The organism is Bacillus sp. FSL W7-1354 (genome assembly GCF_038002405.1).
Classification (GTDB): Bacteria; Bacillota; Bacilli; order Bacillales; family Bacillaceae; genus Bacillus; species Bacillus paralicheniformis.
In genome coordinates, this window is sequence record NZ_JBBOCL010000001.1 from 3,094,713 (window position 1) to 3,117,462 (window position 22,750).

The 22,750-nt window shown below is 47.0% G+C and carries 18 protein-coding genes; 7 read left to right on the top strand and 11 right to left on the bottom strand.

Annotated elements, in window-relative coordinates; all coding sequences use genetic code 11:
* Window positions 1-95: 95 nt before the first annotated feature.
* The gene (locus tag MKZ04_RS15790) at window positions 96-1,307 is read left to right on the top strand and encodes an MFS transporter (RefSeq protein ID WP_341046299.1); all 1,212 of its coding nucleotides are present in this window, start codon (window positions 96-98) and stop codon (window positions 1,305-1,307) included.
* A 19-nt stretch (window positions 1,308-1,326) separates the two neighbouring features.
* Here the strand turns inward: MKZ04_RS15790 and MKZ04_RS15795 are convergent, their stop codons facing one another.
* On the bottom strand, window positions 1,327-1,758 hold the full coding sequence (locus MKZ04_RS15795; protein ID WP_326250654.1) for an enoyl-CoA hydratase: 432 nt from the start codon (window positions 1,756-1,758) through the stop codon (window positions 1,327-1,329).
* A gap of 306 nt (window positions 1,759-2,064) precedes the next feature.
* Window positions 2,065-3,663, bottom strand: a complete 1,599-nt coding sequence (locus tag MKZ04_RS15800; protein WP_149169732.1) for a catalase — start codon at window positions 3,661-3,663, stop codon at window positions 2,065-2,067.
* A gap of 184 nt (window positions 3,664-3,847) precedes the next feature.
* Between MKZ04_RS15800 and katA the strand changes: the two genes are divergently transcribed.
* From katA to MKZ04_RS15820, 4 genes are all read left to right on the top strand, one after another.
* Window positions 3,848-5,305, top strand: coding sequence for a catalase KatA (gene katA / locus MKZ04_RS15805; protein WP_341046302.1), 1,458 nt, complete (start codon window positions 3,848-3,850; stop codon window positions 5,303-5,305).
* Window positions 5,306-5,422: 117 nt separating this feature from the next.
* Entirely contained in the window at window positions 5,423-5,839 is a 417-nt protein-coding gene (locus MKZ04_RS15810; RefSeq protein ID WP_020453429.1) for a Fur family transcriptional regulator, read from the top strand.
* 6 nt (window positions 5,840-5,845) lie between these two features.
* Window positions 5,846-6,799 (top strand): ferrochelatase, encoded by a 954-nt coding sequence (hemH, locus tag MKZ04_RS15815; RefSeq protein ID WP_341046305.1) that lies wholly within the window; start codon window positions 5,846-5,848, stop codon window positions 6,797-6,799.
* A gap of 334 nt (window positions 6,800-7,133) precedes the next feature.
* Window positions 7,134-8,159: a pectate lyase family protein gene (locus tag MKZ04_RS15820; protein WP_341046307.1), complete on the top strand. Its 1,026-nt coding sequence runs from the start codon at window positions 7,134-7,136 to the stop codon at window positions 8,157-8,159.
* Window positions 8,160-8,196: 37 nt separating this feature from the next.
* On the opposite strand, the gene MKZ04_RS15825 is transcribed toward MKZ04_RS15820, so the two are convergent.
* From MKZ04_RS15825 to MKZ04_RS15845, 5 genes are all read right to left on the bottom strand, one after another.
* Complete coding sequence (locus MKZ04_RS15825) at window positions 8,197-9,048, bottom strand: NAD(P)H-hydrate dehydratase (RefSeq protein ID WP_149169729.1); 852 nt, start codon at window positions 9,046-9,048, stop codon at window positions 8,197-8,199.
* 163 nt (window positions 9,049-9,211) lie between these two features.
* The gene (cydC, locus tag MKZ04_RS15830; protein WP_039073067.1) at window positions 9,212-10,963 is read right to left on the bottom strand and encodes a thiol reductant ABC exporter subunit CydC; all 1,752 of its coding nucleotides are present in this window, start codon (window positions 10,961-10,963) and stop codon (window positions 9,212-9,214) included.
* Entirely contained in the window at window positions 10,960-12,684 is a 1,725-nt protein-coding gene (gene cydD, locus MKZ04_RS15835; RefSeq protein WP_103749433.1) for a thiol reductant ABC exporter subunit CydD, read from the bottom strand. Before cydD ends, cydC begins: the two co-directional genes overlap by 4 nt.
* Window positions 12,684-13,700: a cytochrome d ubiquinol oxidase subunit II gene (gene cydB / locus MKZ04_RS15840; RefSeq protein WP_020453435.1), complete on the bottom strand. Its 1,017-nt coding sequence runs from the start codon at window positions 13,698-13,700 to the stop codon at window positions 12,684-12,686. The genes cydD and cydB overlap by 1 nt, the downstream gene beginning before the upstream one ends.
* A complete protein-coding gene (locus MKZ04_RS15845; protein WP_020453436.1) occupies window positions 13,687-15,093 on the bottom strand; it encodes a cytochrome ubiquinol oxidase subunit I in 1,407 nt (468 codons plus the stop codon). The genes cydB and MKZ04_RS15845 overlap by 14 nt, the downstream gene beginning before the upstream one ends.
* A 790-nt stretch (window positions 15,094-15,883) precedes the next feature.
* Here MKZ04_RS15845 and MKZ04_RS15850 point away from each other — a divergent pair.
* On the top strand, window positions 15,884-16,672 hold the full coding sequence (locus MKZ04_RS15850) for a formate/nitrite transporter family protein (RefSeq protein WP_020453437.1): 789 nt from the start codon (window positions 15,884-15,886) through the stop codon (window positions 16,670-16,672).
* 84 nt (window positions 16,673-16,756) lie between these two features.
* Window positions 16,757-17,146 (top strand): DUF1259 domain-containing protein, encoded by a 390-nt coding sequence (locus MKZ04_RS15855; protein ID WP_020453438.1) that lies wholly within the window; start codon window positions 16,757-16,759, stop codon window positions 17,144-17,146.
* 17 nt (window positions 17,147-17,163) lie between these two features.
* Here MKZ04_RS15855 and MKZ04_RS15860 read toward each other — a convergent pair whose 3' ends face one another.
* From MKZ04_RS15860 to MKZ04_RS15875, 4 genes are all read right to left on the bottom strand, one after another.
* Entirely contained in the window at window positions 17,164-18,495 is a 1,332-nt protein-coding gene (locus MKZ04_RS15860) for an NAD-dependent malic enzyme (RefSeq protein ID WP_020453439.1), read from the bottom strand.
* A 34-nt stretch (window positions 18,496-18,529) separates the two neighbouring features.
* Window positions 18,530-19,927, bottom strand: coding sequence for a Na+/H+ antiporter NhaC (gene nhaC / locus MKZ04_RS15865; RefSeq protein WP_341046310.1), 1,398 nt, complete (start codon window positions 19,925-19,927; stop codon window positions 18,530-18,532).
* Window positions 19,928-20,169: 242 nt separating this feature from the next.
* Window positions 20,170-21,597, bottom strand: coding sequence for an aspartate ammonia-lyase (gene aspA, locus MKZ04_RS15870; RefSeq protein ID WP_020453441.1), 1,428 nt, complete (start codon window positions 21,595-21,597; stop codon window positions 20,170-20,172).
* 22 nt (window positions 21,598-21,619) lie between these two features.
* Window positions 21,620-22,609: an asparaginase gene (locus MKZ04_RS15875; protein WP_020453442.1), complete on the bottom strand. Its 990-nt coding sequence runs from the start codon at window positions 22,607-22,609 to the stop codon at window positions 21,620-21,622.
* Between the last annotated feature and the right edge of the window lie 141 nt (window positions 22,610-22,750).

Consider the following 22,750-nt stretch of genomic DNA (forward strand, 5'->3'; position numbering starts at 1 on the left):
CCGTTCAATTGTATTTCAATAAGATAAAAAATCATCTTGTTTTCCGAGCGGGGTTTATGATGTACTGGAATTTAAAGGGGTGTGAGTAAAAAGGGATGGAACTGCAAAAACAAATCGTCTATGAAGAAAAACAAATTTTAAGGAAAGATCATATCATCTTTTGGGGTGCCGTCTTTTGTTTCTGGTTTGCTACATACATCTATGTCCCTGTTTTCGGATTATATTTAGACAACATCGGATTTTCATATTCAGCGATAGGAATAATACTCGGAAGCTACGGCGTCACCCAGATATTACTGCGGTTTCCGTTCGGCATCCTGTCAGATGTTCTTTCGCCGCTTAGAAAACAGCTGTTGATCAGCGGCTTTGCAATGTCTCTGTTGAGCTGTTGCATATTTCTGTTGTCCGATTCGTTCATCATGGTGATCACGGCCAGGCTGCTCGCCGGTATGACTGCGGCGATGTGGGTGATGGCAACCGTTTTATACTCGCAGTATTTCACAAAAGATCAATCGTCAAAAGCGATGGGCATCCTGCAGTTTTTAACGGTTCTCCCCCAATTTGTCAGCATGGCTGTCAGCGGATACCTCGTCCATTTGTTCGGCTGGATGTTTCCGTTTTGGATCGGTGTTGCCGTTTCGTGCATCGGGCTGATTCTGTCATTTTACATTAAAGATAACGGTCCCCGCCATACGGCCAAGGAGATGGCTTTGTCAGACTATGTTAAACAGACGTTGCGTCTTCCTGATTTAAAAGCGATTACAACATTATCGTTTTTAGCCCATGCCGTGCTATTTATGACCGTGTTCGGGTTCACACCGATTTACGCGGAATCGGTCGGCATTGATGAGAAGCAGCTGATTTGGATTATGTGCGCTTTTTTTGTTCCGCAAACGCTGGCTTCCGTGTGGTGTATCTTTTACAAAGTAAAGGCCGCCGATGCACTGATATGGATATCTTATGTGATAACGGCTGTTTTCTTTTCCTTGCTGCCGTTTGCCGAGAACCTTTTCGCAGTGTGTGTGATCCACGCCGTGACAGGACTGACATTGGGGTTTATTTTTCCGCTTTTGGTCAGCAAAGTCGTCCAGCTTGGTACGCCTCAGCTCAAAATGTCTGTGATGGGTTTCTATCAATCTTTTTATGCGCTCGGTTTTTTTCTCGGACCGGTTGTGGCGGGAAAAACGGCTGAACTGTTCGGGCTGCGGGAGGTTTTTTGGTTTGCCGGGGCTTTGTCATTAGCAGGGGCAGGAGTGATGCTCGTTTCAAAGCAGTTTTCGATACGTACAAAAAGCAGGCGGGGATGATGCCTGCTTTTTGCCTTGCTCAATAAGATATTTTAGCAGAGCCGGCAGGATACCAATTGCCATTCTGCGCTTTTGCCCATCCGTAAACCATATCACCTGAATTGACCTTTTCTCTGATCAGCTCAAGCCTTTCGCTTGAGTTTGCCTCATACCTGCTTCCCGTTTTTGCCGGTATTTTCACAGATAAAATGTTGTCCTTTAATGTATCAGGCTCCTCATCAGTGCTTGTCCATGCGACTCTTTCATAATAAGTCTGATTAAACGGACTCTCCAATCCTTTAATATAAAAGCGGACTGTTTTGCCAACCACCTTGACATCTGTATAGGCCGTGCTGTAGGGATGAATCGATTCCTGAGAAATTGACTTTCCGTATGCCAAAATAGACGTTCCGCCAGCACCGCAAAGCATGATTCCCAACATGAAAACGACCGCTACCAACTTTTTCAACATGAAAACTCCTCCTTTTTTTCAACTCTTTATACATGTTTAATTTTACCATATTTTCCGTTTGCTTCTTTGTTGTGGATTTGTACATTTGTTGAATATAGGGAAATATTGGTTAAAGGGAGTAAGCGGGGATAAGCTTCTTTTGCTCGTTATTTTCTCGACAAATTGGAGCGAACACCCTAAGTCTCTTTCTGTATTCTTCTTTTTCCTCCACTGCTGAACCGATTGTCTCCATTATTCCAAAATAAAAAGGATACGCTGAAGCGCATCCATATCTTAATATCAGTTTGAATAGATAATGAAGATCCTTTAATAAGGATCTTCACTATGGCCTTTTTCTTCCGCCTGTCTCGGCGCATCTTCGGCGCCTTCTGCCCCGATCGGCTCCCGGCTGGATGTATTTTGGCTGGAAGCGTTTTTTAATCCTTCTTCGACCCTGCTGCCATATTCCTTGTCGCATTGCTTGAGCATCTCGATCATTTTCGTTTGAATTCTTTGATCGCAGGGGGCAAGTGTATTGACCAGATTCGTAATCAGCTCGTCCTTTTCCCAGTCTTCGAAATGCCTGTACGTGTCCCCGGCCTGCTTGAAATTATTCTGCCTTTCGATACTTTCGCGCACCAGATTTCCTTCGACATGCGGGGTATATTCTTTGCCGTCCTGCTTCGCTTCTTTCAGCCCGTTGATAGTTGAAGGTTCATAGTTGATGTGCGGGCTTTGATTTTTGCCTAAGTCGACCTTGTACTGCATCTGGCCGCCCCGCTGATTGGTTGCCACCCTTTTTTTCGGCGCATTGATCGGCAGCTGCAGATAGTTGGCCCCTACCCTGTATCGCTGTGTATCAGAGTAGGAAAACGTACGTCCCTGAAGCATTTTGTCATCGGAAAAATCAAGTCCGTCGACAAGAACCCCTGTTCCAAATGCCGCTTGCTCGACTTCTGTAAAGTAGTCTTCGGGATTTTTGTTTAATACCATTTTGCCGACAGGAAGCCAAGGAAATTGCTCCTCAGGCCATAGCTTCGTATCGTCAAGCGGATCAAAATTAAGTTCAGGATGCTCATCATCGCTCATGATTTGAACGAACAACTCCCACTCGGGATAGTCTCCCCGCTCAATCGCTTCGTATAAATCCTGTGTGGCGTGATTGAAGTTCTTCGCCTGAATTTCTTCCGCCTCTTTTTGCGTCAAGTTTTTTATGCCCTGCTTCGGTTCCCAGTGATACTTCACAAGGACGGCTTCTCCTTCTTGGTTTACCCATTTGTACGTGTTGACACCGGACCCCTGCATCTGCCGGTAGTTTGCCGGAATGCCCCAAGGAGAAAACAAAAATGTGATCATGTGCATGGCTTCAGGCGTGTTGGAAATGAAGTCAAAGATTCTTTCGCCATCCTGCAAATTCGTAACCGGGTCCGGCTTAAATGCATGGATTAAATCAGGAAACTTCACCGCATCGCGGATAAAGAAGATCTTCAAGTTGTTTCCGACTAGATCCCAGTTCCCGTCCTCCGTGTAAAACTTAACGGCAAATCCGCGGGGATCGCGAAGCGTTTCCGGTGAAGATATCCCGTGGGTCACCGTCGAAAAACGGACAAACACCGGGGTTCTCTTCCCTTTTTCCTGAAACAGTTTTGCTCTCGTATATTTTGAGACCGGCTCATCGCCTGCTGTTCCATAAGCTTCAAAATAGCCGTGCGCTCCGGCCCCCCTTGCATGGACGACCCGTTCGGGAACCCTCTCCCTGTCAAAGTGGCTGATCTTCTCCAAGAAATCATAGTTCTCCAATGTGGAAGGCCCCCGGTTGCCCACGGTCCTGATATGCTGATTGTTTGTGATCGGGTGGCCCTGCCGGTTCGTTAACGTCTCATCCGTCTCCATGTCAGATTTCTGCTCGTTTGAATGCTGATCCATCTCCGTACCTCCTTTATTTGGAATTAATAATAACTTATCCCAAATGAAGGGAGTTATTCAGTTTTAATATATTTAATCAACGATAATGAATTTTTCTTTATAATTATTATAAATAAATATTGTTTTTTTCTTGAGAAATGTTATCATTGTTTTGTAATTAAAATTTACGCGAGGTGATCCTTTGATGACGACAAATAAAAACAACCTAACAACCAGCTGGGGCGCTCCCGTTGGAGACAACCAAAACTCAATGACAGCTGGTTCACGCGGACCGACGCTGATTCAGGACGTCCACTTGCTCGAAAAGCTCGCCCACTTCAACAGAGAGCGTGTGCCTGAACGAGTTGTGCATGCAAAAGGCGCCGGTGCGCACGGTTACTTTGAAGTCACAAATGACGTTTCCAAATATACAAAAGCCAAATTTTTATCAGAAGTCGGAAAACGCACACCGTTATTCGTCCGTTTTTCCACTGTTGCAGGCGAAAACGGTTCAGCCGATTCCGTCCGCGACCCGCGCGGATTTGCTGTTAAATTTTATACAGAGGAAGGGAACTATGATCTCGTCGGAAACAACACACCTGTTTTCTTTATTCGCGATGCGATTAAATTCCCTGATTTCATTCATACACAAAAGCGCCATCCGGTCACACATTTGAAAAACCCGGATGCCGTATGGGATTTTTGGTCATTGTCTCCAGAGTCCCTTCACCAGGTGACCATCCTGATGTCTGACAGAGGCATTCCCGCCACTTATCGGCACATGCACGGTTTCGGTTCCCACACATTCAAATGGGTGAATGCCGAAGGAGAAGGCGTCTGGATCAAATACCACTTCAAAACAGAACAAGGCATTAAAAACCTGACCGAAGAAGTGGGGACAAAGATTGCAGGTGAAAACCCCGATTATCATACACAGGACTTGTATGAGGCGATTGAAAAAGGAGACTTCCCGGCATGGAAGCTGTACGTTCAAATCATGCCGCTGGAGGATGCGGATACGTACCGTTTTGATCCGTTCGATGTTACAAAAGTATGGTCGCAAAAAGATTATCCGCTGATTGAAGTCGGCCGCATGGTTCTAAACCGCAATCCGGAAAACTATTTCGCAGAGGTTGAACAAGCTACATTCTCCCCTGGAACATTGGTGCCCGGCATTGAACCGTCTCCCGACAAAATGCTCCAGGGACGCCTGTTCGCATATGCGGATGCGCACCGCTACCGCGTCGGCGCAAACCATAACAGCCTGCCGATCAACCGTCCGAAAGCGGACGTCCATAATTATCAAAGAGACGGACAAATGCGCTTTGATTCAAACGGCGGGGGCTCTGTCTACTATGAACCGAACAGCCTCGGAGGCCCTCAGGAATCTCCTGAAAACAAAACAACGGCTTATCCGGTGTCAGGTTCGGCGGACAGCACTTCTTACGACCATAACGACCACTACACACAGGCTGGCGATCTTTACCGCCTCTTGAGCGAAGAAGAGCGGACTCGTCTTGTCAGCAATATCGTAGGTTCGATGAAGCAGGTGACAAAAGACGAAATCAAGCTTCGGCAAATTCAGCATTTCTATAAAGCAGATCCGGAATACGGCACACGAGTTGCCGAAGGATTGGGCTTGCCCGTTCCGCAGGAAGTTTAAGGCTAAATCATTTCAATCATTCTCAATGAATATTCTCATTTTCTCAGGTACAGGCACCCGTCTTCTTAAGCATGCGGGTGCCTGACCTTAATCAAAGAACGACAGGGGATGTTACGTGTGGAAGACGAACAGCTCGTCCCTTTCTTAAAGAAGCGGGGTTTACGAATAACGGCTCAGCGCGTCCTGATTTTAAAAACGATCGCTTCTCTAGGCGGCCACCCATCGGCGGAAGACATTCACCGGGAATTGCCGTACATGAGTCTCCCGACAATCTACAGCAACTTGAAATTATTTGTGAAGCTCGGCATTTTAAAAGAGCTGTCCCACGGAGACGCAAAAAGCAAATATGAATTATTTACATCAGAGCACTATCATGTTGTCTGTAAATCATGCGGAAAAATCGCTGATCTGGACTATCCTCACCTCAAAGAGGTTGAGCATGCAGCAGCACAATTGACGAACTTTAAAGTGAACTCGCATTATTTAGGGATTTACGGAATCTGTACAACATGCCAAGAACAGCAGCAGAGGTGAAGACATATGAACCGAAAAAAAGTCGGCCTGTTAGTCATGGCATACGGAACCCCTTATCAGGAAGAAGATATCATTCCGTATTACACGCATATCCGTCATGGAAAACGGCCGTCCGATGATATGATTGAAGACTTGAAAAAACGCTACAAGCATATCGGCGGAATCTCTCCGCTCGCGGAAATTACGCTCGCTCAGGCAAAAGAGCTGGAAAAAACGTTGAACGAGCGCCAAGATGAGGTCGAATACGTGATGTATCTCGGCTTAAAACACATCTCTCCGTTTATCGAGAATGCGGTTGAACAAATGAAAAAAGACCAAATTGAAGCGGCCGTTTCCGTCGTCTTAGCTCCCCACTATTCCACCTTCAGTACCGAAGTATACAATCGGCGCGCCAAACAGGCCGCAGCAGCAATCGGCGGCCCCCGGATCGCATCGATTGACGAATGGTACCAGGAAGAAGGCTTTATTCGCTATTGGTCTGAAGAAATCGGCAGCATTTTAAACGGCATGTCTGAAAAAGAACGAAAAAAAGCGGTTCTTGTATGCTCAGCACACAGCCTGCCGGAAAAAATCAAGGAGCATGGAGATCCATACCCGGATCAACTCGAGAAAACGGCCCAACTAATCGGAGAACAACTGTCGTTTGACCAGATCGCCGTAGGCTGGCAAAGTGAGGGCAACACACCCGATCCGTGGCTTGGTCCGGATGTCCAAGACTTAACAAAAGAACTGTATCAGGAAGGCTTCCGGTCATTTATTTACGCACCGGTCGGATTTGTCTCTGACCACTTGGAAGTGCTGTATGACAACGACTATGAGTGTAAAGCGGTTACGGACGAGCTTGGCGCAAGCTATCACCGTCCGCCTATGCCGAACACCGATCCGCGCTTCATCGATACGCTTGCCGCAGTCGTTGAGCGAACATACAACAGCACAGAACAGGAGAAAGCGGGACTGTAAATCGCTCCGAAAAATGAAAAACTGAAGAAAACATGATTTAGAAGCAGAATCTATGGCTATTCATTTCCATAGATTCTTTTTTTTTGCACCATTATGATGAAAGACCTTCAACTAAATGCGCTTATTCTCAGATTCGTGTCATTTGGCATAATCACCAGCTTATGCGCAAATCCAACTCACATTATGATTATTCAGATTATTCAGAAACGTATGCTATGCTCTCTCTGATTCCAATAAAAGGGAGGGATCATCAGTGTCCATCACTTGGCATCCGCCGTAATTGTAAGCGCTTCCTATATAGCGGCGGCATGAAAAAAGAATAGGAGGAATGAATGTGAAGAAATTAATCAGCATCATCTTTATCTTTTTATTAGGGGTTATCGGGTCTTTGACAGCGGCGGTTTCGGCAGAAGCAGCTTCTTCGTTAAGCTCGGGCAAAGTAAATCCGCTTGCCGATTTCAGCTTAAAAGGCTTCGCGACACTAAACGGCGGAACAACAGGCGGAGAAGGCGGTCAGACGGTAACCGTAACAACGGGAGATCAGCTCATTGCGGCATTAAAAAATAAGAATGCAAATACGCCATTAAAAATTTATGTCAACGGCACCATTACAACCTCAAATACATCCGCATCAAAGATTGACGTCAAAGACGTGTCAAACGTATCGATTGTCGGGTCAGGGACCAAAGGCGAACTCAAAGGCATCGGCATTAAAGTATGGCGAGCCAACAACATCATCATCCGCAACTTAAAAATTCACGAAGTAGCTTCCGGCGATAAGGACGCGATCGGCATTGAAGGCCCTTCTAAAAACATTTGGGTTGATCATAACGAGCTTTACCACAGCCTGAACGTTGACAAAGATTACTATGACGGATTATTTGACGTCAAAAGAGACGCCGAATATATTACATTCTCTTGGAACTATGTGCACGATGGCTGGAAATCCATGCTGATGGGCTCATCGGACAGCGACAATTACAACCGGACGATTACATTCCACCATAACTGGTTCGAAAATCTGAATTCGCGTGTGCCGTCATTCCGTTTCGGAGAGGGCCACATTTACAACAACTATTTCAATAAGATCATCGACAGCGGAATTAATTCGAGAATGGGCGCACGTATCAAAATTGAGAACAACCTTTTTGAAAACGCCAAAGATCCGATTGTCTCTTGGTACAGCAGTTCACCAGGCTATTGGCATGTATCCAACAACAAATTTGTAAACTCCAGGGGCAGCATGCCGACTACCTCTACTACAACCTATAATCCGCCATACAGCTACTCACTCGACAATGTCGACAATGTAAAATCAATCGTCAAACAAAATGCCGGAGTTGGCAAAGTCAATCCATAAACTTTGAGGTGAAACGTTCGGAGGCATTCCGAGCGTTTCACTCATTTCCATCCTCATACGCTTTCCAAACCGTAGGCAGCAGATCGGAAAGTTCATGTGCGAGAAGCGTATGGGCCGATCTGGTCTTTGTCCATGCGTCCGCACATGCGCCATGCAGGTGGACAGCATTCAACACCGCTTCTCTCGGATTCTCATGACAGCACAGCATTCCGAGAAGCATCCCGGTTAACGTATCTCCGGTTCCTCCCTTTGCCAGCGCCCCGTTTCCCGTTACATTCCTCCAGCACTTGCCATCCGGGAAAGCAATGATCGTTTCATTGCCTTTCAATACAAGAGTAACACCGTGTTCCTCTGCATAATCTCGAGCATAACCGGCCCGGTTCGTCTCAATTTCTTGAATGGACAAGCCTGTCATTTTCGAAAATTCCCCCGGATGCGGCGTTAATATCACCGGTGCTTCCCTTTCTTGATACGTTCGTTTTGAAAGAGCACCCGCATCAAGGACAACCGGACAGTCTTTCGTCAATACATTCCGGACCGCTTGCTCAGTCATTTGCGAAGGCGGCAGCCCCGGCCCGATCGCAATCGCCCGGTAAGATTCGGCAATCTCGCTGGACGCCGCCTTTTCTAAGCCGTCCCGCCAATACGTCGCTTCAGGGAGAACGGGGACGATCAACGGAATGGCACTTCCGCACGTTCCGATGACAAGCTTTCCAAGACCGCTCCGCATCGCCCCAATTCCTGCAAGGAGGGCCGCTCCCGGCATGTCATCGCCTCCCGCGAGCAAAAGGCCGGTTCCATAAGTTCCTTTATGACTTCCATTCCCCCTTTTCGGCAATGAGCCCTTCACACAGTCTTTCGTCCATATCGGCAATTGTTCTGCAGACATCCCGGATCACACCTTTCAATACAAAGTTTAAACAAACGTTTAATTAAATACTAACTGAATATACCCTTCACCGCTCTTTAACATGCAAAATAAAAGCAGTTGATGAGCGGGCATATAAAAAAAGACAGCTTCTCGGCTTGAAGCTGTCTTTTGCGGTTTTCTACTAAGAAAGCCGGCCGACAGGCGCATCCAGACGATAAAGTCTTGAATAGCGCGGATTGTTTTCCAAAAGCTGCTGATGGCTCCCTGCCATTGCAAGCTTCCCTTTGTCTAAAAACAGAATCCGGTCGGCCGCTTCGGCTCCTGCCAAATGGTGTGTAATCCATAGAACCGTCTTTCCATCAAGCACTTGAAACATCGTTGATAGAAGCTCTTTCTCTGTTTTAGGATCAAGACCTATAGTCGGTTCATCCAATACAACGATTGGCGCATTCTGCAGCAGAATCCGCGCCAATGCAATCCGCTGACGTTCTCCGCCTGAAAAACGAATGCCCGTTTCCTGAACAGATGTATGATATCCTTCGGGAAGAGACTGAATATAATCGTGAAGCTTCACCTGGCGCGCCGCCCAATACACGTCCTCATCGCTCGCGTCAGGATTTCCGAGCCTGATATTATTCAAAACCGTCGTATCAAACAGATGCGGCTGCTGATTAAAAACGGAGACTGCGCGTGAGATTTCTCCCTGAAGAGACTGCGCAGAAATGCCGTTCAATGTAATGTTTCCTTTAGAAGGAGCGAGCGCCCCTTGTATTAACGACAAGATCGTCGATTTACCAGCGCCGCTCGGCCCGAGCAAAGCGGTCTTTTCCCCCTGCTTTAATATAAATGAAACACCGTCCAACACCGGATGGCCTTCTTCATAAGAAAAACAAACATCTTCAAAGCGAAGCGTGACATCGTCCAAACCTACAGCCTCCGCCCGTTCCTGCTGAACAGCGCCTCCAATTTCTTCCCTTTTCGGCGGCTCAAGCCCGTCCATTCTTTCTAAAGAATCCTGATACTCAGGGATTGACGCCGCTGCGTCTGAAAGCGGAAAGAAAGCTTCTGTCAAAGGAAACACAACAAGGACAAACGCTGCAATAAACACAGGAGCCAGGGCGCCTTCCGCGCTTTGTCCGCCCGCCCATATTAACATCAGAAGAACAAGTCCTGCCGCCAGGCATTGCATGGCAAAGTCCCTCCAACGACTGAAGCGCATCCGTTTCTTTTCGATCGCCAGCCATTCCTGCTCGGCCGCTTCATACGCATGGACGAAGTCATTTTGCCGGCCGCTGAACACCCAGTCGCTCACGCCCATGACCGCGTCTGTCAGCTGACGGTACAAGAGGCTTCGTCCTCTTTTCAGCACAACATTTTTCGCCCTTGTCACAAGCAGGGAAACAAGCGGAACAAGAAACACGAAAACCGCTGCATAGATCGCGATCAGCCCTGCAAAAGGCCATGAAAAAAAGCCAATAGCAGTGATGAATACGCCATATAAAAGAAGCGCCGACAGCCCGGGAAATACCGTTCTCAAATACATGTCCTGCAAATGCTCAACATCGTCGGCCAAAATGCCGAGCATATCCCCCGTCCGAAAGCGTTCACGCCATTTTAAAGCTTGAGGTTCCAGCATCCTGTAAAGCCTGACGCGCATATCGGATAAAATTTTCAAGATGATATGGTGTCCGGTCAACCGCTCAACATAGCGCGACACCGAGCGCAGAATCCCGAAGGTGCGGACCGCTACGATCGGGACATAAATCATCAAAACATTTTCCGGACGCGTAGCCGCTTTGGATATTAAATAACCGGAGGTAAACATGAGAGCTGCAGCCGAGCATGCCGTCAATCCGCCAAGCAACACGACAATGATCAAAAGCCTTATATTTTTCTTGATATAGGGTAGAATCCACCCGTCTTCATTGTTCATGATGCACCTCCAAACGACTGCGCCTGCACAAGCTCGTAATAAACGCCCCGCTTTTCAATCAATTCTTGATGTGTACCGGTTTCAGCCACCTGTCCATTCTTCAGCACGATAATTTCATCCATATCAAGCATCCAGTGAAGACGATGAGTTGCCATAAAAACCAGTTTGTCTTCAAACAATTTCAGCATCGTTTTTTTCAATTCGTATTCTGTTTCGATATCCAAGTGAGCGGTCGGCTCATCTAAAAGGAGAATCGGACGGTTGCCTAGGAAAGCCCGGGCAACGGCTGTGCGCTGCGCCTGTCCGCCGCTTAATGCCCTCCCGCCTTCACCGATCCGCTCCTCTAAGCCGGACGGAAGCTGATCAATCAGCTCCGTCAGCCCGGCGGCTCTTGCTGCCTGTTCAACTTCTTCGTCAGAAGCGCCGGGATGATAAAAACGGATATTGGCTCCGAGCGTATCCGGAAAGATATAGGGATGCTGCGGAATATACAGGAGCTGATTTTGCCAGCTGTCTGTCTGCAAATGCGTCCTCTCTTTTCCCCCGACTTTGATCACGCCGCTTTTCGTTTCCAAGAAACCGCCAAGCACATCGATAAGCGTAGATTTTCCGGCACCGCTTTCTCCGATGATTCCGATTTTTTTCTTTCCTTTAAACGATAGAGAAATGCCGGATAAAGAGAAGTTTTCCTCCTCATCATGCCGCACCTCTACATCCTTGAACTCGATTTGATCGTCGTCTGACCATCGCTCAAGATCCAAAGGCGCCTCATCCTTGAAACCGGGCGACTCCAATATCGCCTTGATCGCTTTACCGGCTTCCCGTCCGTTCAACGTAGCATGATAGTCATTGCCGACTTCCCGGACAGGGAGAAAAAACTCAGGCGCAAGAATCAGAATGGCTAGCGCCGGCTCCAGTATGATAGTGCCGTCAACAAGACCGAGACCGAGAAAAACGGCTACGGTTGCAACGGACAGCATGGTGAAAAAATCCAGTGCAAACGAAGACAGAAAGGCAATTTTAAGCGTGCCCATCGTCGCTTTCCTGTACCGTTCGCTCACATGAAAAATATTCTTCGTATGTGAACGGCTCATGCCCAGCACTTTCAATGTTTCCAGGCCGCGCAAGGAATCAGTAAAATGATTTGAAAGCATCTCATACGTCTTCCACTGGCTGTCCGCTTTTCTCTTTGCCGCATAGCCGAGAAGGATCATAAATGCGATTAAAATCGGCAGCGTAATCATTAAGACTGCAGCGGAGGATGTGTCTTTAAAAAAGACATAACAGACAACCGCCGGCGGTATAACAGCCATGCTGATCATTTTTGGCAAAAACAGCTCCAAATAGCGGCGAAACTGCGCAATTCCTTCCATCGCGAGTGTGACGACGTGACCTGTTCCTTCTTTTCTCGCCAGTCTGGGGCCGGATTGGAAAAGCTTCTCCAAAAACTTTTTCCGCAGGTCGGCCCCTGTCTTGGCGGCATAATCAAAAATCAGCCTTTGCCTGACAAGGGTCACGGCATGGCGGAATAAAAAAGCGGCGGTAAATAAGATGATCAGCGGAACAAGCGAACCGACCCGCTCGCCGTTAAAAAGGCGGGTCACCGCTTCAGCAAGCCATTCGGCCTGCATGATAATAGCTGCGCCCTGCATGCATGTCAGTACGGTGAGTGCTGCAAGAATTCGCTTCATTCCTTTATATTGCAAAAGATCTTTTCCCATTAATAAATCATTGGCTCCTTACTGCTGACCCGTTTTCGAAAAACATAGTAGCTCCAGATCTGATAGCCCAGCACGAACGGAAGCAGTGACAGCGCGACGATCGTCATCACTTTTAAAGAATAGTCTCCTGATGAAGCATTATAAACCGTTAAATCATATGCGCTTTTGACCGAGCTGATCATGACGCGCGGGAACAGCGCAGTGAAAATCGTCGCCACTGTGAGGGCGATCCCAGCCCCTGTCATAGCAAATGTCCAGCCGTCGCGTTTTTGTTTCATAAATACGATCGACAGCACATAACAAACGACAATCAGAGCCGCAAGAGGTATCGTCACATGTCCCCTGCCCGTGAACAAGTCCGTTTCAAAAATGGATAAAGCAACAAAGGCAACAAGCGCCGCCAAAACGGCGAATACAACTTTTTTAGCCAGCTGTCTTGCCCGGTCGCGCAAATCGGCTTCCGTTCTCAACGTAATAAAGATCAGGCCGTGCAGCAGGCAGAGAAGTGTAACGGTGACTCCCCCTGTTACGGAATAGACGTTCACATAGTCAGTAAAACCGGCGTGCAGATTCATATCGGCATCAATCGGCATACCGCGCAAAATACTGGTAAATAAAACACCGAACAAAAACGGGGGCAGAATGCTGCCGAAAAATACGACCCAATCCCATGTTTTCTTCCATTTTGCGGTTTCGACTTTCCCTCTAAATTCAAACGCGACTCCGCGTCCGATCAATGCAAGAAGAACAAAGACAAACGGAATGTAATATCCGCTGAACATCGTGGCATACCAGTTTGGAAAAGCCGCGAAAATCGCGCCTCCCCCAGTCAGCAGCCAGACTTCATTGGCATCCCAGAAAGGGCCGATCGTATTGATCATCACCCTCCGTTCAAGCTCGTTGCGCCCGAGAAACCGGGTCGCCATTCCGACGCCGAAATCAAAACCTTCAAGAAAGAAAAAACCGATGAACAGCACAGCGACTAATATAAACCAAAGTTCATTAAGAGATACCATGGTAAACCTCCTGATCAAACGGGTCTGTCGATACGGAATCATCATGATGGTGGTCATGGTGTGCAGCCCCTTTTTTAATCTCCCGCACAAACAAGTAGACAAGAACGAGCGCCAGTACAAGATAAATTGCTGTAAACGCGATGACGGAAAACAGCAGCATTCCTGCTGATACGTTCGGCGACACGGACTGCGCCGTTGTCAAAATACCGAACACCGTCCACGGCTGGCGTCCGATTTCAGTCATGATCCACCCCGCCGTATTTGCAATGAATGGAAAGGCGATTAAAGCCACCATCGTCCGCAAAAACCATTTGCTTGTTTCAAGTCTTTTACGGAAGCTGAGATAGAGGCCAGTCAAAGCGGCAACGATCATTAAAAGTCCTGAACCGGCCATGATTCTGAAGCTCCAGAACGTCGTTTTCACCGGCGGAATATAATTTCCTTCTCCGTATTTTTCTTCATATTGCTTTTGCAGCGTCTTCATTCCGGGCACATCGCCGCTGAATTGTTTATAAGCCAAATAGCTGAGCGCATACGGGATGCTGAGCTCTGATTTGTTTTCCTGCTTGTCCGCGTCAATGTTCGCAAGCACCGTCCAAGCTGCAGGATCACCGCTGTCATCCCAAAGCGCTTCGCTGGCAGCCATTTTCATCGGCTGGCTCTTCATCAGATGCTGGGCCTGCTCATGTCCGCTGAACGCTACGCCGATGCCGGAAACAAGCGCCACAATCATCGCGATTTGAAAGGATTTTTTAAAAAAGAGCAATTCCTGTTTTTTCAGCATTTTATACGCGCTGACACCGGCAATGAAAAACGCTCCGGTGGCAAGCGCACCGAAAATGACGTGCGGAAATTCAACCCATAGCTGCGGGTTTTTAATAATCGCAAAGAAATCGGTCATTTCCGCGCGGCCGTTTTTGATCGCGAATCCGACAGGCTCCTGCATAAACGAGTTGGCCGCTAAAATCCAAAACGCCGACATGATCGTTCCAAGCGAAACAAGCCAGATGGACAGCAAATGAATCTTCTTCGGAAGCCGATCCCAGCCAAATATCCACAAACCGATAAACGTCGATTCCATAAAGAAAGCAAGCAGCGCCTCCACCGCGAGCGGAGCGCCGAATACATCACCGACAAAGCGGGAGTACTCCGACCAGTTCATTCCGAACTGAAATTCCTGTAGAATCCCGGTGACCACACCGACTGCAAAATTAATTAAAAATAAGTGCCCCCAAAATTTAGCCATCGTTCTGTAAATGTCTTTTTTCTTTACGACGTATAGAGTTTCCATTAAAGCAACCATAAAGACAAGCCCGATTGACATCGGTACAAAAATAAAGTGAAAGATCGTTGTTGAAGCAAATTGAAATCTTGCCAAAATGAGTTCGTCCACTGTTCCAGTCTCCTCCTCTTTGTTCTAGCCGGACCGTTGCCGAATGGGCATCACCCTTGCTCAAAGTTTCACATGAATCTTATGAATATGATCACAGACAAAAGGGTGACCTTGGCCCACATTGATGTTCCGATATTATCCGGATGGTTATTTATACCTGTACTTTACCGCGAATCCCTTCTTAAATAAAGTACATATTCCCTAATTTATGGATGTCATTGTGACAATTATCCGAAGAAATTATAGCTATTTTGTGACACTGTGGTTAACAAGAACTAAATCAGCATGAGAAAAATGCCCCTCATTCCCGCGGAGTATTTTGTCATTCAACGGTTGCGATTCTCTGCGCAAAGCCTTGCGGATCAAAAGAATACCGTTATATGCAATCAAACAAATTCGGCGCTTTCCTTCAGCTTGAAAACGCCTGACGGAAAGTCCTGCTATTTTGTCCAATCTGTGAAATCTTCCCTCAGCCTTTTGCGCACGTCCTTCATCTATGCCTTCATGCAGCACCTGCTGATTACACTGCGCATTTACCTGCTTGCTGCCGTATCCCTCCCTGTCGAGCTATTTTTGAAACATCGCTCCCTCAGGCTTTTACGAATGGATGGAATATTTATTACTTAAAAATAAACAATAACGATACCCTGTTTATTCTATGAAAATCGAACCATACATTTGTTCAAACAAAATACACAAAATTTGTGAAATGTTTCACAATATCCTGCTATACTTAGTTTGTATTTATGATAGATACTTCTTACGTAAACACTTGATGGTGGTGGAAAACATGGAATCAAAATCACTTGTTCTAGTCGAAGAGCTTGCCTTAAAAAAGCAAAGCATCTTTATGCAAAGCCCGCTTCGTTATCTTTTACGAGCTATGCTGGCCAGTATGTTTATCGGGTTCGGAGTCATTGTAGCGTTTAAAACGGGGAATCTATTTTATGTTGAACATTCTCCGTTCACATATCCAATTGCAGCAATCACATTCGGGGGCGCCATCATTCTGATCGTCTATGGCGGAGGAGATTTATTTACGGGAAATACATTTTATTATACATTGGCTGCGCTTCGTAAAAAAATGCGTTGGCCCGCTGTTATCAAGCTGTGGATGTTCAGCTATGCAGGAAATTTAATGGGCGCCGTGTTTTTCGCAGGCCTCATCTTTGCGACCGGTTTATTTAAGGATCCTTCTTCCACCGGCTTTATACTTAGCGTGGCGGAACATAAAATGAATACGCCGGTGACCGAATTGTTTTTCAAAGCGATTTTGTGTAACTGGCTAGTCTGCCTTGCGTTCTTTGTTCCGATGGCGCAAAAAGGAGACGGAGCGAAAATGTTCTCTATGATGCTGTTTGTTTTTACTTTCTTTATTTCCGGTTATGAACACAGCATCGCGAACATGGCCACTTTTGCCGTCTCTCTGGTCACCGAGCATCCGGATACGATTTCGATTGCAGGCGCAATCCATAACTTGATTCCGGTAACCCTCGGGAACCTGATCGGAGGCGCGTTTATGATGGGCTTCATGTACCACTATGCAAACAAGCCGGGCGGTGAAGAAATCATCAAATAAAAAGATTGTCCATTTTTAAAGGATTCTAAATATGCGGGTTCCCTTCATAAAATCGTGGTAACTTTAAAAATGGAGGTTCAGCAGATGCAAAGTTTTCATTCGCTTTGCCAGCAGTTTGGACATATTTTAAATGGGGAGCCGCACATTGAACACGGTGTCTGTTCTGTCAGCATCAAACGGAATTTGCGCGTCACGATTCAAGGAAGGCCAAGCCGTGGAGTCGGCATGGAAGAAGTCATGTTCGAGTCGCTCGATCAAAACGGAATCGCCTTGAATATGGCCGAAGTTGCCATTTTGCCTGAAGAAATTCCGTTGTTTACAAAAAAGCTTGTCGATCAAGGCATCATCATCAGCGCTCTCCACAATCATTGGATTTTTACAAAACCGAATATTTTATATATTCATTTTCAATCTGTAGAACCGCCGTTAACATTCGCAAGAAAAACAGCTGCCGCTTTATCCGTATTGCGATAAAGCAGCAGCTGTTTTCTTTATCCGTTCATTTTTCCCATTTCTGAAAGTGCGACCCTTTCGACTGCTTTGGCCACAATCTCGTGAACATCAGGATTCAGCGGATCAGGCACAAGATCGCCTTGTTTTGTGCAGGATGCGATCGCTTCGGCGGCCGCGACCAGCATCGGGTGGCTGATCGATTCCGCTCCGGCATTTAACACGCCCCTGAAAATACCGGGGAACCCCAGCACATTGTTGACAGACCGTCCATCCGCAGCGTAGGCTGCCCCGGCCTCGAGCGCATCCTCAGGCTCAATCTCCGGCTTCGGATTGGACAGAGCCAAAATCACTTGGCCTTCCCGAACCCATTTCTTATTGATCAATCCCGGAACGCCGGTTGTCGCGACGATGATATCGCAGCTTTCCATCAATTCTTCGATGCTTTCAGCCGCATGGCCGCCATAGTTCTCTAAACGCGCCATCGCCTCAAGCGATTTATCCGTTCCGATGACACGTTTTACCCCATATGCCATAAACATTCTGCAGATCGCGACCCCTGCCGCACCCAGGCCGATTTGGCCGACATGGGCCTGCTTCAGATCGACCCCTGCACTCTTGGCGGCTGAAATGGCGGCCGCCAGTGTCACCACCGCAGTACCGTGCTGGTCGTCATGCATGACCGGAATATTCAGGTCGTTTTTCAGGCGCTCTTCGATTTCAAAACAATGCGGTGAACCGATGTCTTCAAGCAAAATACCGCTAAATCCGGGCGCAATGTTTTTAACCGTCCGCACGATTTCGTCAGGATCATTCGTATCAAGCAGAATCGGAACTCCGCTGATGTCTGCAAGCTGGTCGAAAAGCGCGGCCTTCCCTTCCATAACAGGCATTCCCGCCACAGGCCCAATGTCTCCCAAGCCTAGGATGGCCGTACCGTCCGTTACAATTGCAACCGAATTGCCGATGCCTGTATAGATATTCGCTTTTTGCGGCTCTTCTTTAATAAGCTCGCACACATTCGCGACACCCGGCGTATACACCCGCCGCAGATCAGCGAGCGAGCGAATCGGCATCTTGCTTTTCACGCGGATTTTGCCGCCTTCATGTGCAGCCAGTACGTCATCTGAAACGGTATGAAGATGGATGCCTTCTTTTAAGTTGCGGATCACTTCAAGAATCTCGGTAAGCTGTTCTTCATGCTCAACTTGAACCGTAATGTTCCGCATCGTATAATTCGGCCCCACCTTGATCGTTTCAACCTCTCCGATATCACCTCCGGCAAGGCCGATTGCCGTTGTCACCTTTCCAAGGTTTCCTGGTGCTGAAGGGATTTCCAGCATCAAATTCCGAATAATATTGTTGCCATTCATAACAGAATACCTCCATCAATTGTTTTAAAATCGGCTACTGAACCGGCGAGTCTTTTTTATCGGTGTACCAAATAAATTTACCTGTGTATCCGTACAAAACCGCAAGGCCGATTGAAACAAAGCTCATCCACATGAACGGCAGATAAGAGAAGGTTGACACGCCGAGAATCCCCGCCATATATATGCCGTTGTCTGACCACGGCACCATGCCTGACGTCATCGTACCCCCGACTTCCGCGTTTCTGGAGAGCACCCTCCGGTCAATTCCGAGCTTGTCATAGCTTTTCTCCATAATTTTCGGTGTTAAAATGAGCGAGACGTACATCGCGCAGCCGAACACATTCGCCAGGAAAGCGACGATAATCGTCGAGAACGTGACGTTGCCGGCAGAAGTCAGCTTATGCTGGAACTTGGACACGATCACTTTTAGAACGCCTAAGTGCTCTAAAAGGCCGCCAAAGCCCAGACCGAGAATGATAACGACGACCGAACCGAGCATGCCTTGAATTCCTCCGCGGTTTAAGAGCTCGTCCATAAATTTGATCCCGGTGTCGATGGAAAAGCCGTTGTATGCCGTGCCAAGTGCATCCGCAAAATTCATGCCTTGGAAGACCGCAGCCCAGATCGCCCCCAAAAGTGCGCCGATCGCGATCGTCGGCACAGACGGCTTTCTCATGGCCAAAAGAACGATAACGATAACAGCCGGAACAAGCATCCAAATATGAATATCAAACGTGTTTTGCAAAGAAGTTTTCAAAAATTCGACTTTCTGCAAATCGACATTTTTACTACCGTAAATAAATCCGGTAATGGTGAACAACACCGCCGTGATCAAATAGGCGGGAACCGACAAATACAACATCGCTCTGACATGGGTAATCACTTCGACCTTTGAAAGGGATGACGCAAGCACTGTACTATCGGAAAGCGGTGATAATTTATCTCCGAAATAGGCGCCGGACAGCACGGCTCCGGCTACAAGCGGAAGCGGTAGCCCCAGCCCTTCACCGATTGCCATCATGGCGATCCCGGCCGTTCCTACAGTACCCCAAGACGTACCTGTGGCCACAGAGGTGATCGAACAAATAATGAGCGTGGCAAGCAGGAATATGCTCGGGTGGATAAACTCAAGCCCGTAATAAATCAAAGTCGGCACAACACCGCCGGCTATCCATGTACCGATCAGAGCGCCGACGGCAATCAGGATCAATATCGCTTCGAGTCCGTTTGAAATTCCGTTTGTAATCGATTTTTGCAAATCTTCATACCGGTGCCCCAGGCGCAGACCGAGCAAAATCACTAAAAACCATGAAATAAACAATGCCAGCTGAATCGGCAGATCAAATTTGACTGTAAATGAACAAACTATCACTAAAAATGCACCTAATACACAAATGATTTCCAACATTGATGGCAACCGTGCTGTTTTCAACCTAAATCCCCCTTATTATTGAAACGCTTTCAAAATAAACTACATAAAAATAGCAATCTGCTTCAATTTTTTCTTAAAAATTTAACTAACAACGAACAGTATACCACGAAAAAGGCTGACGCGGTACCACTTCACCGCTGTTGTCCTTTCTCTTCATAAAGTTATTGAAGGAAAGCGAAAACACTCTGTGTTTCTATCCCGGTAAAATGCTTCAGAGTGTTTTCGCGTACTGTTTTTTCAGCTTAATCCCGATTTAAAAGTTCAGCCCCGGCAATCCCCGGTTTTGTCATTTCATAAGGATTCAAAATCAGATCAAGCTCTTCTTCTGTCAACACATCGTTTTGAAGACAGAGATCGCGGACGGATTGCCCTGTTAAAATCGCTTCTCTTGCAATTCTTGCAGCTGCTTCGTAGCCAAGATGCGGGTTGACCGCAGTAATGACGCCTGCGCTTTTTTCTACATATGCCTTTAAGCGTTTTTCATTCGCTTCGATTCCTGCTACACAGTGATCGGTAAACGAACGGAATCCGTTGTTCATGATGCTGATGGACTGCAGGAGATTAAAGACGAGCACTGGCTCCATCACATTCAGTTCGAGCTGTCCGGCTTCAGAAGCGAGACAAATCGTATTGTCGTTTCCGATGACTTGGAATGCGATTTGGTTGATCAGCTCGGCCATAACCGGATTGACTTTCCCCGGCATGATGGATGAACCCGGCTGTCTTGCCGGAAGAGAAATCTCAGCAAGTCCTGCACGCGGACCTGATGCCATCAACCGAAGGTCGTTGGCGATTTTCGACATGTTCATCATGCATACTTTTAATGCAGCCGAAACTTCAGTGTACGCGTCCGTATTTTGCGTCGCATCCACCAGATGGTCAGCGCCGACTAGCGGAAGACCGCTGATCTCAGCCAAGTGCTTGACAACATTTTCAATATAGCGCGGATCCGCGTTCAATCCCGTTCCAACCGCGGTAGCGCCCATATTGACTTCATACAGATGCTGACGCGATTGTTTAATCCGTTTGATGTCGCGTTCAATCACGCGGCTGTAAGCTTCAAATTCCTGCCCAAGGCGGATCGGCACTGCGTCTTGAAGATGTGTGCGGCCCATTTTAATGACGTGGTCAAAGTCGCGCGCTTTTTTCTTAAACGCGTCAAGCATGTATTCCATTGTGTCCAGCAGCTTTTCCAGCTGCTTGAGCGTTGAAATGTGAATCGCCGTCGGGAAGACGTCGTTTGTCGATTGAGACATGTTGACGTGCGTATTCGGACTCAGGTGAATATATTCGCCTTTGTTGTGGCCGAGCAGTTCAAGTGCACGGTTTCCGATGACTTCGTTCGCGTTCATATTCATTGAAGTTCCTGCGCCGCCTTGAATCGGATCAACGATGAATTGATCGTGCAGCTTTCCTTCAAGGATCTCATCAGCGGCTTGGACAATGGCATCTCCAAGGCCTTTATAAAGACGTTTTGTCTCCATGTTGGCAAGCGCGGCCGCTTTTTTCACCACTGCCAGCGCTTTGATCATTTCTTCGTGGATTTTATATCCTGTAATTGGAAAGTTCTCCGCTGCCCGCAATGTCTGAATACCGTAGTAGACATCGGCCGGAATCTTTTTTTCTCCGAGAAAATCCTTTTCCGTCCGGTATGTCATTTCAGTTTTCATTTTTTAACCCTGCTTTCTTTTTTTAGATGATGATATCGTCTGCAATTGGCGTTTCCATAATCTTTTTGACTTCAGCTTGTTGTCCGGTTTTTCCTAGTGCCCACATCAGCTTCGGAACGATCGCTTCGGTGTTCATATTCCTCGAGCGGATGATGGCATCTTGGTTTACCTTGCGGCCGACCTCGTAAATGCTCATATCCTCTCCTTCTTCAAGGCATTGTGTCGTAATAGCTACGACTACTCCGGAATCGATCAGCTCGTTCACTTTTTCTAAAATGTTTCTTTTCTCAAAAGGAATGCCGCCGCTTCCGTAGCTCTCAATCACAATACCTTTATATGAACCTTTCAGACAATCAAAAAACTCAGGCTTTAATCCGGGATGAAGCTTCACCAGACAAACATCGGTATTTAAGGAGGTATCGAGTTTCAAAGCGCCTGGCTTCACTTCGGGAACCCGTTTGTTATACTCGATCTCCTTGTCATGAATGAAAGCAACGTAAGGATAATTGATGCTTTCAAATGCATCGTAGCTTTTTGTTCTTAATTTGATCGCTCTCGTGCCTAAAATGACGCGGCCGTCAAAGACGACGTAAACTCCACCGATACCGTCGCACGCGAAGCGGACCGCATCTTTAATATTTTTTTTCGCATCCGTTTTCTTAAATGTAATCGGAACTTGGGAACCTGTAATCGCAACAGGCTTATCAATATTCTGCAGCATGTATGAAAGCGCCGCCGAGGTGTAGGCCATCGTATCGGTTCCGTGCGTGATCACAAATCCGTCGTAGCTGCTGTAATTCTCATATACAGCCTCAGCCATCATCACCCAATGTTCAGGCTGCATGTTGGTGCTGTCTATATCCATTAAAGATTGGCAATCTATCGTATAATTAGAATGGTCATCAGATAAATAGTTGAGAAGCTCTTCCGCTTTAACCCCCGGAGCCAGTCCGTTTTCGCCTTCTACTGAAGCGATGGTCCCGCCGGTGGTCAACAGCAGTAACTTTTTCATGTGCTACACCTCTTTAAGAAGTAGTTTTATACAGTATAAAGCATGTTTTGTTTTTACGAAGAAGGCTTGATACATCAGGAATGTATACGCTTTATGCGTACCTTCAATGCAATTATAGTCCTCAAATGTGAAATAATCAAG